This window comes from Pseudoalteromonas arctica (genome assembly GCF_012927645.1).
GTDB classification, from domain to species: domain Bacteria; phylum Pseudomonadota; class Gammaproteobacteria; order Enterobacterales; family Alteromonadaceae; genus Pseudoalteromonas; species Pseudoalteromonas arctica_A.
Map to the genome: position 1 here is coordinate 103,310 of NZ_JABBMT010000005.1, position 13,303 is coordinate 116,612.

12 protein-coding genes and 1 pseudogene are annotated in these 13,303 nt (G+C 39.4%); 5 read left to right on the top strand and 8 right to left on the bottom strand.

Annotated features, from left to right (window positions below; translation table 11 throughout):
- Positions 1-65: 65 nt before the first annotated feature.
- Entirely contained in the window at positions 66-1,289 is a 1,224-nt protein-coding gene (locus HHO47_RS04995) for an EAL and HDOD domain-containing protein (RefSeq protein ID WP_169019290.1), read from the bottom strand.
- A 299-nt stretch (positions 1,290-1,588) separates the two neighbouring features.
- Here HHO47_RS04995 and putP point away from each other — a divergent pair, with 299 nt between their 5' ends.
- The gene (gene putP / locus HHO47_RS05000; protein ID WP_169019291.1) at positions 1,589-3,100 is read left to right on the top strand and encodes a sodium/proline symporter PutP; all 1,512 of its coding nucleotides are present in this window, start codon (positions 1,589-1,591) and stop codon (positions 3,098-3,100) included.
- Between the two features lie 67 nt (positions 3,101-3,167).
- Here the strand turns inward: putP and HHO47_RS05005 are convergent, their stop codons facing one another.
- Complete coding sequence (locus HHO47_RS05005; RefSeq protein WP_169019292.1) at positions 3,168-3,482, bottom strand: YebG family protein; 315 nt, start codon at positions 3,480-3,482, stop codon at positions 3,168-3,170.
- Between the two features lie 260 nt (positions 3,483-3,742).
- Here HHO47_RS05005 and HHO47_RS05010 point away from each other — a divergent pair, with 260 nt between their 5' ends.
- Entirely contained in the window at positions 3,743-4,039 is a 297-nt protein-coding gene (locus HHO47_RS05010) for a ComEA family DNA-binding protein (RefSeq protein WP_169019293.1), read from the top strand.
- A 16-nt stretch (positions 4,040-4,055) separates the two neighbouring features.
- Here HHO47_RS05010 and HHO47_RS05015 read toward each other — a convergent pair whose 3' ends face one another.
- The 3 genes from HHO47_RS05015 to gloA form a co-directional block, all read right to left on the bottom strand.
- Positions 4,056-4,358, bottom strand: coding sequence for a DUF6170 family protein (locus tag HHO47_RS05015; RefSeq protein ID WP_169019369.1), 303 nt, complete (start codon positions 4,356-4,358; stop codon positions 4,056-4,058).
- Positions 4,358-4,870 carry a disulfide bond formation protein DsbB gene (gene dsbB, locus HHO47_RS05020; protein WP_169019294.1) on the bottom strand — a complete coding sequence of 171 codons (513 nt, stop codon included), beginning with the start codon at positions 4,868-4,870 and terminating at the stop codon, positions 4,358-4,360. The genes HHO47_RS05015 and dsbB overlap by 1 nt, the downstream gene beginning before the upstream one ends.
- Before the next feature lie 220 nt (positions 4,871-5,090).
- The gene (gloA, locus tag HHO47_RS05025; RefSeq protein ID WP_169019295.1) at positions 5,091-5,489 is read right to left on the bottom strand and encodes a lactoylglutathione lyase; all 399 of its coding nucleotides are present in this window, start codon (positions 5,487-5,489) and stop codon (positions 5,091-5,093) included.
- Positions 5,490-5,917: 428 nt separating this feature from the next.
- Between gloA and HHO47_RS05030 the strand changes: the two genes are divergently transcribed.
- Positions 5,918-7,552, top strand: a complete 1,635-nt coding sequence (locus tag HHO47_RS05030) for a methyl-accepting chemotaxis protein (RefSeq protein ID WP_169019296.1) — start codon at positions 5,918-5,920, stop codon at positions 7,550-7,552.
- Positions 7,553-7,641: 89 nt separating this feature from the next.
- On the opposite strand, the gene HHO47_RS05035 is transcribed toward HHO47_RS05030, so the two are convergent.
- The gene (locus tag HHO47_RS05035; RefSeq protein ID WP_169019297.1) at positions 7,642-9,552 is read right to left on the bottom strand and encodes an aminotransferase class I/II-fold pyridoxal phosphate-dependent enzyme; all 1,911 of its coding nucleotides are present in this window, start codon (positions 9,550-9,552) and stop codon (positions 7,642-7,644) included.
- 188 nt (positions 9,553-9,740) lie between these two features.
- Positions 9,741-9,989, bottom strand: a pseudogene (locus tag HHO47_RS05040) (endonuclease III); the annotation flags it as partial.
- A 107-nt stretch (positions 9,990-10,096) separates the two neighbouring features.
- Between HHO47_RS05040 and HHO47_RS05045 the strand changes: the two are divergent.
- Positions 10,097-10,477 (top strand): hypothetical protein, encoded by a 381-nt coding sequence (locus tag HHO47_RS05045; protein WP_169019298.1) that lies wholly within the window; start codon positions 10,097-10,099, stop codon positions 10,475-10,477.
- 86 nt (positions 10,478-10,563) lie between these two features.
- Complete coding sequence (locus HHO47_RS05050; protein ID WP_169019299.1) at positions 10,564-12,534, top strand: TonB-dependent receptor plug domain-containing protein; 1,971 nt, start codon at positions 10,564-10,566, stop codon at positions 12,532-12,534.
- 110 nt (positions 12,535-12,644) lie between these two features.
- On the opposite strand, the gene nth is transcribed toward HHO47_RS05050, so the two are convergent.
- A complete protein-coding gene (gene nth, locus HHO47_RS05055; protein ID WP_169019300.1) occupies positions 12,645-13,277 on the bottom strand; it encodes an endonuclease III in 633 nt (210 codons plus the stop codon).
- Positions 13,278-13,303 lie beyond the last annotated feature (26 nt).

Genomic DNA, 13,303 nt, shown 5'->3' on the forward strand with positions numbered 1-13,303 from the left:
TGTACTTTCAGGTTAAATAAAAATGCCAGTCTCTAAGCTGGCATTTTTATTTGCGATATTATTTATTACCCAGCCAGTACTTTCATCTGCTCATTAGCCCAGCTAACGGCATCATGATATGCATCTGGCACTTTACCAGCACTAAGACCAAGTTCATCTTTAATCGCGTTTGCACCTTGCCAATTGGCTTGTTCGTATAATTTAACCAAGCGCAGATATTGTGCAAGTAAACCTTGATCCTCTAATAAGGCTAACTTGATATCATTGGACAATGGCAGCTTTTTCATTACGCTTTCCATATCTTCATCTAATATGGCATCCATTAATGACATCATACCGGTTAAAAAAGCCATGCCAGTATCTTTGAGTTTATTATGGTTTATAGCTAGCAACTCAGTAAAGCGTGCTCTGGTTAACGATAAACGTATTAACTCTGCGGGTTTATCGCCAGCAACTTGGGCTGCAAACAACAAGGATAAAAACTTTTTAATTTCTGCCGCACCTAACACAATCAGTGCTTGTTTGATGGTGTTGATCTCTGCTCTACGCTTAAATGCCGCTGAATTACTATAACGTAATAATTTATAAGAGAGATTTACATCCCGCTCAAAGACGTCGGTAATTTTCTTTAAATTAACTTCAACACTCGATGTCTCATAAAGCAGCTCTGCTAGCGCGATTTCTGATGGTGGCAAGGTTTTACTTTGCACCATTTCTGGTTTGGAAAAGAAAAACCCTTGAAAGTAAGCAAAGCCAAGATCTAGTGCTAATTGATATTTTTCGTAGCTTTCTACCTTTTCTGCTAATAACTTTATATGCGGATAAGGTTTAAGTTCTTCAATTATGGTGTTAATAGTGTCAACCTCACAACTGAGAAAATCTATTTTAATAATATCAATAAAAGGGTAGAAATGACGCCATACAGGCTGGTGAATATAATCATCCAACGCGAGCGTATAACCTTTTTGTTTTAAGTCTTTGACGATCGCGAGTAAGCGTTTCCCTGGTTGAATTGTTTCGAGTATTTCTACAACAACCTGCTCTTTACCAAGTAGTGTTGGGTAGCCTTTTTGTAATGTTTCCAGAGTAAAGTTGATATATGCTGGTTTATTATCGGTGAGATCTTCTAAACCAAAATTGAATTGACTACCTTCAATTAGCCGAGTAGTTGCCTCGTCACCATCAATATCAGGGAATACATTATCAACGCCATCACGAAAGAGTAGTTCATACCCTACAAGTTGTTTGTTTCGATCTAAAATTGGTTGGCGTGCAGCATAAAAATACATAAACAGCGGATCCACATCAGTTAAGCGATTACTTGGGCAATATAAGATAAAACAGCCTAAATAGCATTAATTATCATGTTCTGTCGTTAAATAATTAACTATCAGGTAAAAACAACTTAACTTATATCATTACATGGTTTCCTCTGTAAGTGGAGTTATTCACCCTTGGCGTGATATAGTCAAGCTCTAGGTTGGTTTTTACACCAATAATGACTTTATATAGTATTGATTTATGAGTCATTATTAGGATTGAAAGCCTGGTTTTAACTTCAGAGTTGGAGGCGAGTTTGGAAACTGGAATGATTATTTCTTTAGCTGCGTATTTTATCGCAATGCTAGGTATTGGCTTATACGCTTATAAGCAGTCTACCGCTGATGTGTCGGGCTATATGTTGGGTGGAAGGAGTTTATCACCAGCTGTAGCGGCTCTATCTGCTGGTGCATCGGACATGAGTGGTTGGTTACTTATGGGTTTACCCGGTGCGATGTATTTATTTGGCTTGAGTAAAGTTTGGATTGCCATAGGTTTAGTACTTGGTGCTTGGGCAAACTACTTTTTAGTCGCGCCGAGGCTGCGTGTCTATACTGAAAAAGCGAATGACTCGATTACCATCCCTGATTACTTTGCTAATCGCTTTGCTGATAATAAAAATATATTACGTGTCATTTCGGCAATCGTGATCATCGTTTTCTTCACTCTATATACTTCTTCAGGCGTAGTTGCTGGTGGTAAATTATTCGAAAACTCATTTCAAATGAGTTACGAAACAGGGCTTTATGTGACAACTGGGGTGGTCGTACTTTATACATTATTTGGTGGTTTCTTAGCTGTGAGTTTGACTGACTTTGTACAAGGTTGCATTATGTTCATCTCGCTACTTGCTGTACCTATTGTTACTTATATGATGCTAGAGCAGCCAGTGTTAGACACACTTGCTAATGCCAGTTATGACTTGTTGTTAAGCGCTCCGAAAGAGAGCGAAGTCCACTCGCTTAATATGTTGGATTGGTTTGCTGGTGGTTCAACCATTGCTATTATTTCTGCAATGGCATGGGGCTTAGGTTATTTCGGTCAACCGCATATTATCGTTCGCTTTATGTCAGTACGTTCTGTTAAAGATATGCCAAGCATGCGTCGTATTGGTATGTCGTGGATGACCTTATCAGCAATTGGTGCGGTGTTAACTGGGTTATTTGGTGCCGCTTACATGATCGAAAATCAAATGTTAATTGATGATAAAGAAACAATTTTCTTAGTGTTATCGGAATTAATATTTCATCCGTTAATTGCCGGCTTTTTACTTGCTGCTATTTTAGCTGCAATCATGAGTACTATCTCGTCTCAGCTATTAGTATGCTCAAGCTCACTCACTGAAGATTTTTACAAAATTTATTTGAACCGTACTGCCTCACAAACTGAACTGGTTTTAGTCGGTCGAATTAGCGTACTACTGGTTGCATTATTTGCTATTTACTTGGCTTATGATCGCGATAGTTCGATTTTAGATTTAGTAAGTAATGCATGGGCTGGTTTTGGTGCTGCATTTGGCCCATTAGTATTGCTAAGCTTATACTGGAAGCGAATGAATCTTCAAGGTGCAATAAGCGGTATGGTTGTTGGTGCTGGCACTGTGTTGATATGGATATATGCGCCAATCACCATAAATGGTGAGAGCCTCAGCAGTATCATTTATGAAATTATACCAGGTTTTATACTTGCAACAATTGCAATTATTACAGTGAGCTTATCAACAGCGCCACCAAATAAAGAAATCACCACATTATTTGATGAAGTTGAACGAGAACTGTAACAGATAGTAATTTTGTTACTAAAAAGGGCAATTAATTGCCCTTTTTAGTTGCTTAACTTGTGAGTTTTTAGCTTGCTTCTTTATCAGCGCTGGCTTTAATAGGCGCTGCATTTTCTTTTTTTGCTTTCGCCGTAGGTGCTTTTTGTATTGCCTCTTTACCGCCTTTAAGCACATTCATAAAGTCATCTTTACTTTTAGCAATCTCAAGTGCGAGCGATTCGATTTGTTGTTCGCTTAGTGGCACATCAACCTTTTCAAGCATAACCTCAAGCGACTCTGCTATATCAAGCATTTTGTCATACGCGTCAGCTTCTTTTTTAGTAGTAAACGTCATACGCTCGACTCCGTTTCTCTCTACAACATATTTAACAACAACAGCCATGATTTCTCCTGCCAATTTGCGTGGTGAATAACACGTTCACCTTGATTGATTACTGTTTTTATGTACAGTAATTGTTTGTTGGTCTTTTTGCAAGTGAACATTTTTATTTTTACTACTAGGATTTGACAAAAAGGTACAATTTTACTTTATTTAAATAGTCGCACTTTTTTAGTATGACTTTATTTGGAGGTAGTCCAAAAGTGAAGGCATTAAAATCAACTATTAATTGAGTCCACGTATGGATATCATGGAGGAGAAACATGAAGTTTTTAGCTTTAATAGTAGTAGTGCTTGGCTTAGCTATTTCATTGCCTAGTAGCGCAGCTGTAACTAAAACCGAGGCTGCTGAAAGTATGAATAAAGTTCAGTTAGTCAATGTGAATCAAGCCACAGTTGAACAGCTTACTCAGTTGCCGGGTATTGGTAAATCAAAAGCGCAAGCGATAATTGATTACCGTACCAAGCAAGGCAAATTTAAGTCTGTTGCAGATCTAGCGCAGGTGAAAGGTATTGGCGATAAATTAGTCGCTAAACTGGATGGCAAAGTTACATTCTAAAAATCAGTAGGGCGAATTATTCGCCCTGTTCTAATTGCTTAATAGCGTCGTTTAAATAGCGTTTAGAAAATTGAATTTCGACTGGCATGGTTAATAATGGGTAACTTAACCCGGCCAGAAGTAAAGCTGGCAGTAACAGCCAACCTTCAACATATGCTAATGATAGAAACACCGGGATCAATAAAACCAGCTTAATAATACGTAAATTGATTTTTTGCATTGGAGTTAACATACTCAGTGCAAGCGCAATGAGTTGCTGACGTTGGCGTATTTTAAATGGTTTTAATTGTGTTATTTGGCTTGAAAAAAATGCCATCATCATAGCGACTTTTTAATCATTAAACGACTTGCTATAACGCTCATCAGTATCAGAGTAAATGCGGCAAAAATGATCTCCATCCACGCCGGCATACTTAGCCCTGCGAATTGCCAATCGATGTTGCCGCAGTCACCTGTTGCAGCAAAAAAATGTGGTATCCATTCGTGTAATGGTAATGGGAAATTAGGTTCGAATTCACAGCTAAACGCAAAAGGATCGGTGGTAGTTTGCATATCGATATGTTCGCGTGCAATTAAATAACCCCAAATACTAGCAACTGCCCATGCAGAAAATGCTGTTAGACGGCATATTATATTAGAGGGTTTAATGGCACCGAGTAACCCTGCGGCTAATAACCCTAGCATGGCGGTACGTTGGTAAATACACATAATGCATGGCTCTAAGCCCATTTGATATTGAAAAAACAATGCGATTGCTTCAAAAATAAAAGCGCTAAAGGCGAGTAGTAACCAAGCACTGCGTTGTTGGGCTAAATTTGCTAACCAAGTCATAACATATCCAATCTATAATTTGTGGATCAATTATGACTTAGTCATTAAACCAGGCGCAAGGATAAATATGATTTTGTAGGCAATAATTGGGAAGCCAATGAGGTAGGAAGCCACAAGGTGTAGTTAACATCTCATTTGGAGGTGATTTAGAAACGTTAGCTTTCGCCACCTTATTATTTATTTGTGCCAGTTTGAGTTTAGGATTAGTGCTATCACATAGTTAAAATTGGCTATTATCTTTTTTCTGAATTAGTTCAATCACATAGCCATCAGGGTCCTTCACAAACGCAATCTCTGTAGTGCCGCCTTTCACAGATCCAGGTTCACGGCTTACATTGCCACCAGCTGCTTTAATATCAGCACATGCTTTATAGATATCATCAAACTCAATGGCGATATGGCCATAAGCATTGCCTAAATCATAGCTGTCGGTATCCCAGTTATAGGTCAGCTCTAGTACTGTTGTGTCTTTTTCATCGCCGTAGCCTACAAAGGCTAAAGTATAACGGTATTCTTCGTTATCAGCACGGCGTAACTCTTTCATCGCGAGTACTTGAGTATAAAACTCAATTGATTTATCTAGATCAGCAACCCGTAACATGGTGTGTAGTAAACGCATTTGGTGCCCCTATGGTTTTATATTGAAATAAGAATACTTGTAGTTGATAAAAATGGGTATAACTACTTGAGCCTGCTTTTAGCTAAGTAGGGAGTAAATCGACTACAGATCTTCTATCTAGCAGTGAGTATTCTATTGGTTAATATTCTCTTGGGCAACCTAAGGGAAATAAGAAAGTTATACTTTTGCGTGCTAAGTCATCCTAAATTAAAATTTTCATAAAGGATTACTTATGTCTATGCTTACACTAAGAGGGTTCAGTCGCTTACTTATGAGCTTTTGGTCAGGAGTATATTAGCTAAACTTAACTATTTGCGTTCAACCTATCATAGATTAATTTATTTTTTTAAGTATGAAAAAATTTTAATTCGGTCAGTTAAGGATATATAGTTTATTTTAAGTAAGCTATTGAAATAAAGAGAAATCATATGAAATTGAAAGATTTAAGTGTTGGTAAGAAAATATGGGGGAGCTTTTCTCTGGTATTTATCATTTTTTTAATATTAACCTTAGTAATGAACAAGAGTTTATCTGAACTCGATGCTAATGTTGATACTATTATCCAAGATAGCTTACCCTCGATCACTGAGTTAAAGAATATACAGGTTATTTTAACTGAAATTCGTAAAGATGAGTTCTCATTGATCCCAAATGCTGAAAACCCTAAATTACCGGTATGGTTAGAAGAGCTTAACCAAAAACGCGTATTAGTAGAGGAAACTTTAAAAAAATATGAGGCACTTTCTATTTCAGATGCTGAAATTCAAGCACTAAACAAATTTAAGTTAACGTGGGAGACTTACCAAAGTGAAACGCATCAATATGCACAGCTCTTGTTATCAGGACAGTTAGAAAAAGCTAATAACGTTGTATTAATGAGCTTCCAAGCTTATACAGATGCTATCGCGAATTTAGATACCGCTATTGAATTAAATGAATTAGCAGTCGAGAGTATATCTCGCACTGTTGAAAGTAAGTTGAATTCTACCATGTGGGTTTCGCTCGTTGGTGCATTAATCGTAATAGCTTTTATTGTTATTGCTTCTTTATGGCTTGTGCAATCGGTTCGTAAACCTGTACAGCATGCCCTCACATTCGCCTCAGCCATTGCCAAAGGCAAGTTAAATACTGTTTTAGACGATGAAAGTTTAAGCAAAGATGAGCTCGGTAACTTATTATTGCAAATTAATTTGATGCAAAATAATTTAAACAACCTCGTTACAGAAGTGAATGATGCAACAATTCAACTAACATCAGCGGTTGAAGAGGTAAGTGCTATTTCGTCTCAAACAGCATCTGGTATGCAAAATCAGCAGTTAGAACTTCATTCTGTGGCATCCGCAATGACACAGATGCAAGCCGCAGTATCTGAGGTGGCGCAAAATACAGAGCTTGCAGCCAGCTCCGCTAATGATTCTGCAAATATGGCTAAAAATGGCAGTTTATTACTAGAGCAGATGGTTACTGAGATTTCTAAAGTATCATCAACGATTGATGAATCAGGGCGACTTGCAAATGACTTAGAGGCGAGTTCAAATAATATCAATGTTGTTGTTGATGTAATTGGTGCTATAGCAGAGCAAACGAATTTGCTAGCCCTCAATGCTGCAATTGAAGCAGCTAGGGCGGGGGAGCAAGGCAGAGGGTTTGCCGTTGTCGCTGACGAAGTGCGTTCACTTGCAAAAAGAACACAAGACTCAACAAGAGAAATTGTTGATATTGTTGAGCAATTACAGAAAAAGTCAAAAGCGATGGAAGTATCAAGTAGACAATGCCACGAAGGAATTGTTTCATGTGTTGAGCAAGCAAAAAATGCCGGTACGCAAATCGACGAAATCGAAGAATCAGTTAATCAAATTGCTGATATGAGCACGCAAATAGCCACGGCTTGTAGTGAGCAAACTGCGGTATCAGAAGACTTGAACCGCAGTGTTGAACACATTAATAACTCATCAACAGAAATGGCAGAGGGGACTTCTCAAACAGCGATTGCATGTAGTGAAATAAGTAAACTAGCGCATGGTTTAAAAGAGCGGCTAAGTCGCTTTGAACTGCGCAATTAATACCTGAAATTAGTCTAAATATAAGCCGCGGACATTCATAAAATGATCGCGGCTTTTTTAAACTCTAAACTGGGGTTAAACGACAGCCTTTACTGTTTAACTTTACCCTTAAGAACATAGATTTCACCATCAAAACTCCCCTGAATCGTCAAACCTTGCCCAGCTAACTCTTTTAGATAGTCTATATGTTCCTCAGTAATATGCTGCCCAGGCACCAAAAGCGGAATGCCTGGTGGATAGGGGGTAACTAAACCGGCACAAATACGGTTGTTACTTTTAGCGATAGGCACAGATTCGCGCTCACCATAAAAAGCATCACTTGGAATACACGCAAGGTCTATTGCTGGTAGATTCTCAGGCAAGCGAGATCGTCGCGTCGATTTTGACAACTTCACTTTACCGCTGTCGAGTTTCTTCAGCGCATTGTAAAGGCGAATTATTTTTGAGCGCGTGCCGCCAAGAGTCAGTAACACCAAAATGGTACTGTGAGTGTACTTCTCTATTTCTAGGCCAATTTCATCCAGCAGGTATTTATGAATATCCTTTAATGAATAAGGTAATTCGCTAATATCGATGAGAATTTTTAGCGGATCGTGACCCATGTTATCACCACTAAAGTGTGGAAATATTTCCATAAAGTCTTCTTTACCAAGAACTTTAATCTGCTTGAGTGACGCCATCTGTTGTTTAAATTCTTCCACATGGTTCAACAAAGCATTGAGTAGCTTATAGCCTTCCATCTCTAACTGCTTTTGGCACACATCAAGAGAGGCGATTAGCTGATATTTAGGCGATGTACTGGCGTAAATACTGTAAATTTCGCGAAAGAAGTCGGCATCGAAATCAGGGTCATTAACATGAATGTAAGACGCTTGAGAAAATGCCGATACCACTTTATGCGCTGAATGAGTGACGTAGTCAGCGCCAGCATGGATTGCTGAATAATAACGCAAGCTAGGATGGAAAAGGGAATAAGCAAACCAGGCTTCGTCAATAAATACTTTAATACCATGTTGATGGGCAAACTCGACCACTTGTTTCAGATCGCTCAGCAGACCATCGTAAGTACAACCGGTGAGAACCAGCAATTTTGCATCGGTATTTTGTTCTATCGCCTGTTTAATGTCGGCCAACGACGGCGGCGCGAAGATGCCATATTTTGGATTTAAAATACTCGACAAATAAACAGGTAAACTCGCTGATTGTAAAATGCCATAGTGCACAGATTTATGGCAATTGCGGTCGATGATCACTTTATCGCCCTTGCGCAGCAATGTCTGTAAGATGATTTTATTTGAGGTAGACGACCCATTGGTAACGAAATAGGTATGCTTAACCTCAAACGTCGCCGCTGCTGACTCTTGGGCACGGCCAATGGTATTGGTGCTATCTGACAATGAACCTAACGAATCGACTGAAACAGACAGATCGCCAACGAAGACATTACGACCATAAAACTGATAAAAATCTTTAATATAAGGGGAATTTCTAAAGCTGGAGCCGCCGCTGTGACCCGGTGTATGCCAAGAATCGTTTGCTTCGCCAACATAACGGCGATACGCCGTCCAAAATGGGGTTTCTGAGCGGTCATCGAAATCGTTGATCATATAGCCTAAAATTGCTTCAGGATCAGAAATCACCTCATCTTTAAAAAAGAAAGACTCAATCTCCTCCGACTCATTAACTATTTCAAGCCCTTTCGTATCATCGCCAATAACATAAACGGGCAACTCAAGGCGGATCCCCTTTAACTGCTCGATAAAGCGACTATAAGTGCGTTCGCCAACCTTATTTTGTAAATCCCAACTAAGTACCACGGCCTGAATATCGCCATCTTCTTCAACACATTCTAGTGCTTGCTTAAGCTCGAGATGTTCAATGATATCAATGTGAATATCATCTCGCTCAAAATTTGGGATGGTTTTCGACAGATTAGTAGAAAGCTCTTGCAAGGTGGCGGGGTCTTGCTCAATTAACAAGATACGAAGTATAGGCAACATAAGAATTCTCGCAATAAAATTTCATAATGCTCAACAGCATAACTAAAGGATTGACGCTTGTGAAATTAATACTTTGAAAATGTTCTAATAATTGCTAATACATTTGTTCGCATAAAAAGATTTTATTCAAACTTAGTTAAAGGATATCGAAAAATGAGCCTGTGCTATTGATAGATTTTGGTATTTATCTAATCAGTCTTTTCTTTAAACTCACACAAGTCTTCAATAATACAGCTACCGCATTTTGGTTTGCGGGCCACACAGGTATAACGCCCGTGAAGAATAAGCCAGTGGTGTACGTCTACTTTAAATTCTTTTGTGATCACTTTTTCAAGCTTGTGTTCAACCTCAACTACATTTTTACCCATCGCAAATTTGGTACGGTTAGATACGCGGTCAATATGCGTGTCTACAGCGATGGTCGGCCAGCCGAAAGATAATAAAGGTGAATAAGTAGTGCGCAAGAAGTATAGATACCCAAACCACCTCTTCACTTATAGCCTAAAACCACCTACAATAGCCACGATTCTTGTTAGAGATACTTATGTTTAAATCATTGTCACAATTGTTATTTATGATAATCCTATTAGTTGCCTTTGTTGGGCAAACAATGGCTTATTCGTTAATGACGTCGTATGACAGTATCTCTGAACTTCAAACAAGCACTCAACTCCAACCTTTTAGCACCGAACATTCGTCGGCAAAAAGTGCTTCAGAAGATGATTGTTGTGACGTTGAATGTTGCGAAAATGAATGTATTTGCCCAGCAAATGCTTGTGCTTCTATGCTTTATTTATATAGTAACCTACCTCTATCTGAGTTAGTGGTTATCAGTGAGTCACTGAACTTGCTCTCTACTCAAGCGACATTCTTTACTGCTACATCTCTTTATCGGCCGCCAATTTTTACCTCAGAGCCAATATAAAACTAGTTACATCCACATTAAAAAACATAAACAATTCTTTTAAATTGTGATTAATTCACAGTTTTTAGCATTATTTGAGGTAAAAAATGCTGACCAAATATTTCAAAGTAGTACTCGCTGTGCTGTTCGCTCCTTCAATTTCTTATGCGAGTGAAGGAGAACATCATCATGAACATGACGAAAAGAAGATTGAAAAAATTCAAGTAACCGCATCACGCCTTGGCCGTATTGTAACTGAATCAGCCACTCGTACAGAAATTATTAATGGTGAAGAAGTCCAAGAAAAAGCCTTAATGAGACCGGGTAATATCTCGATGTTAGTTGCCGAAACGGGCGGTGTACGCGTACAAAATACCTCTCCAGCTTTAGGTAGCGCGAATATTCGATTGCAAAGTTTGTATGGACGCTATACCCAGTTACTCAGTGACGGCTTACCATTATATGGTGGCCAAACCGCATCAATAGGTTTGCTACAAATACCGCCGACAGATCTGGCTAATGTTGAGATCATCAAAGGATCGGCATCATCGCTGTATGGTGGCTCAGCACTTGGTGGAGTGATTAATTTAATTTCTCGTACGCCGTCTGATGAATTTGAAGGCGAAGTGCTATTAAATGCGACATCTAAAAACGGCCAAGACATCACCTCATACTTTGCTTCTCCGGTTAATGAGACTATCAGCGCATCAGTAACCACGGGCTTACACAACCAAGAACAGCAAGATTTGGATGATGACGGTTGGCTTGATATGGCTGCGTATAAACGTGCCACTATTCGCCCTCGTGTTTATTGGGAAAGTGAAAGCGGCGCTAACTTGTACCTTACATTTGGAGCAATGAAAGAAGAACGAGAAGGCGGCACTGAAGAGGGCGCAACAATGCCCGACGGCAATTCATTTATTCAAAGCCAAGATTCACTGAGGCTTGATAGTGGTTTTATCTTTGACCAACCGCTTGGAGAGGTGCTTAACCTAAACGTTCGTGGCTCGGCTATGCGCCAAGATCACGATCATGTTTACGGCATAGTTGAAGAAAATGATGTCCACGAAAGTTATTTAGTCGAATCAAGTATCGCAGGGTATAACGATAAAATAGCATGGCTTGTTGGGGGAGCTTATCAATCAGACCGTTTTGACTCAGAAGACTTCTCAGAATTTAACTATAGCTACCAAGTCCCGGGATTATTCTCGCAAGTTGATTATGAAGCGACTGACGATATCTCCATGTCACTTAGTGCGCGTACCGATTGGCATAGCGAATATGGCACACAGTTTAGCCCTCGGGTTTCGATGTTATATAAACCTAAAGATTGGGTTATTCGAGGCTCTTACGGAGAAGGTTTTTTTGCACCAACACCGTTTATAGAAGATATTGAGGATGTAGGTTTATCTCGCCTAGCACCACTTGATAATATTGAAGAAGAGCAAGCAACAACGGCGTCAATCGACATCAGTTATGTGTTTGATAGTATTGAAACCAGTCTCACTTTATTTGCTTCTGACGTTGATAATGTCACTGAGCTTGAAGTCATTAGTCCAACCGAAACAACGTCTGATAAACAAGTACGTTTAGTCAATGCTTCTGGACAAAGTGAAATTAGGGGAGCAGAACTTTTACTTCGTTATCGCTGGCGAGACCTAAAGTTCACAGGTAGTTATTTATACACCGACGCAACTAAGCAAAATGAAACTGGCAAAGGCCGAGAGTCACTTGCACTAACACCGAAACATTCAGCAGGCGCAGTGATTATGTGGGAGGAGCACGGTAGTCATTTAGTCGGTTTTGAAGCTTATTACACCGGCACACAGCGCTTAGAAGGTAACCCTTACCGTAACCATAGCGATGCTTATTGGCATCTAGGCTTACTTGGTCAAATAACGATTGGTAAAGTGAGTTACTTCTTAAATGCAGAAAATCTACTTAATATACGTCAAACAGAAGATGAGTCACTTTTATTACCAACGCAAGAGCCAAGCGGGCGATGGACGACAGATATTTGGTCACGTAATGATGGCTTTACTGTCAACGCTGGTATTCGTGTTCAATTTGGTCATTAAATAGCGCTATATAGTAGGTCTTTAGGAGGTCTGGGTATTAGCCTCCTAAAGTTTTAGATGTTATTGAGTTGATTTATAGTGCTTTTGTAATTTGTTACTAACAGATTTTATCACTCAGTCTTGTCTTTAAATTCACACAAGTCTTCAATAATACAACTTCCACATTTTGGTTTGCGGGCGGTACAAGTATAACGTCCGTGTAGAATCAGCCAATGATGTACATCGACTTTAAATTCAGCTGGTACAACCTTTAGAAGCTTTTTCTCAACTTCAACCACGTTCTTACCCATGGCAAATTTAGTGCGGTTTGATACGCGGTCAATATGGGTGTCTACAGCGATGGTCGGCCAGCCGAATGCAGTGTTGAGCACTACATTAGCCGTTTTACGGCCAACGCCGGGTAGGGCTTCTAGGGCTTCACGATTTTCAGGGACTATGCTGTTGTGTTTATCTACTAAAATTTGGCACATTTTGTAAACATTCGCAGCTTTGGAATTAAATAAACCGATGGTTTTAATATAATCGCGAAGTTTATCGTGGCCTAAATCTAAAATCGCTTGCGGTGTATTAGCAACCGGAAAGAGCTTTCGGGTAGCTTTATTTACCCCAACATCGGTTGCTTGTGCTGATAGTGTTACAGCAACTAATAGCTCAAACGGGCTTGAATATTCAAGCTCGGTTTCTGGATGTGGGTTTTGCTCGCGCAAGCGAGAGAGTATTTCGTATCGTTTTTCTTTATTCATGCAACTTAAACGTACAGTAACTACTG

What these genes read in the sequence shown, in the direction of transcription:
- HHO47_RS04995 (WP_169019290.1), bottom strand. Translation starts at nt 1,289, where the DNA reads ATGTATTTTTATGCTGCACGCCAACCAATTTTAGATCGAAACAAACAA.
- putP (WP_169019291.1), top strand. Translation starts at nt 1,589, where the DNA reads ATGATTATTTCTTTAGCTGCGTATTTTATCGCAATGCTAGGTATTGGC.
- HHO47_RS05005 (WP_169019292.1), bottom strand. Translation starts at nt 3,482, where the DNA reads ATGGCTGTTGTTGTTAAATATGTTGTAGAGAGAAACGGAGTCGAGCGT.
- HHO47_RS05010 (WP_169019293.1), top strand. Translation starts at nt 3,743, where the DNA reads ATGAAGTTTTTAGCTTTAATAGTAGTAGTGCTTGGCTTAGCTATTTCA.
- HHO47_RS05015 (WP_169019369.1), bottom strand. Translation starts at nt 4,358, where the DNA reads ATGATGGCATTTTTTTCAAGCCAAATAACACAATTAAAACCATTTAAA.
- dsbB (WP_169019294.1), bottom strand. Translation starts at nt 4,870, where the DNA reads ATGACTTGGTTAGCAAATTTAGCCCAACAACGCAGTGCTTGGTTACTA.
- gloA (WP_169019295.1), bottom strand. Translation starts at nt 5,489, where the DNA reads ATGCGTTTACTACACACCATGTTACGGGTTGCTGATCTAGATAAATCA.
- HHO47_RS05030 (WP_169019296.1), top strand. Translation starts at nt 5,918, where the DNA reads ATGAAATTGAAAGATTTAAGTGTTGGTAAGAAAATATGGGGGAGCTTT.
- HHO47_RS05035 (WP_169019297.1), bottom strand. Translation starts at nt 9,552, where the DNA reads ATGTTGCCTATACTTCGTATCTTGTTAATTGAGCAAGACCCCGCCACC.
- HHO47_RS05045 (WP_169019298.1), top strand. Translation starts at nt 10,097, where the DNA reads ATGTTTAAATCATTGTCACAATTGTTATTTATGATAATCCTATTAGTT.
- HHO47_RS05050 (WP_169019299.1), top strand. Translation starts at nt 10,564, where the DNA reads ATGCTGACCAAATATTTCAAAGTAGTACTCGCTGTGCTGTTCGCTCCT.
- nth (WP_169019300.1), bottom strand. Translation starts at nt 13,277, where the DNA reads ATGAATAAAGAAAAACGATACGAAATACTCTCTCGCTTGCGCGAGCAA.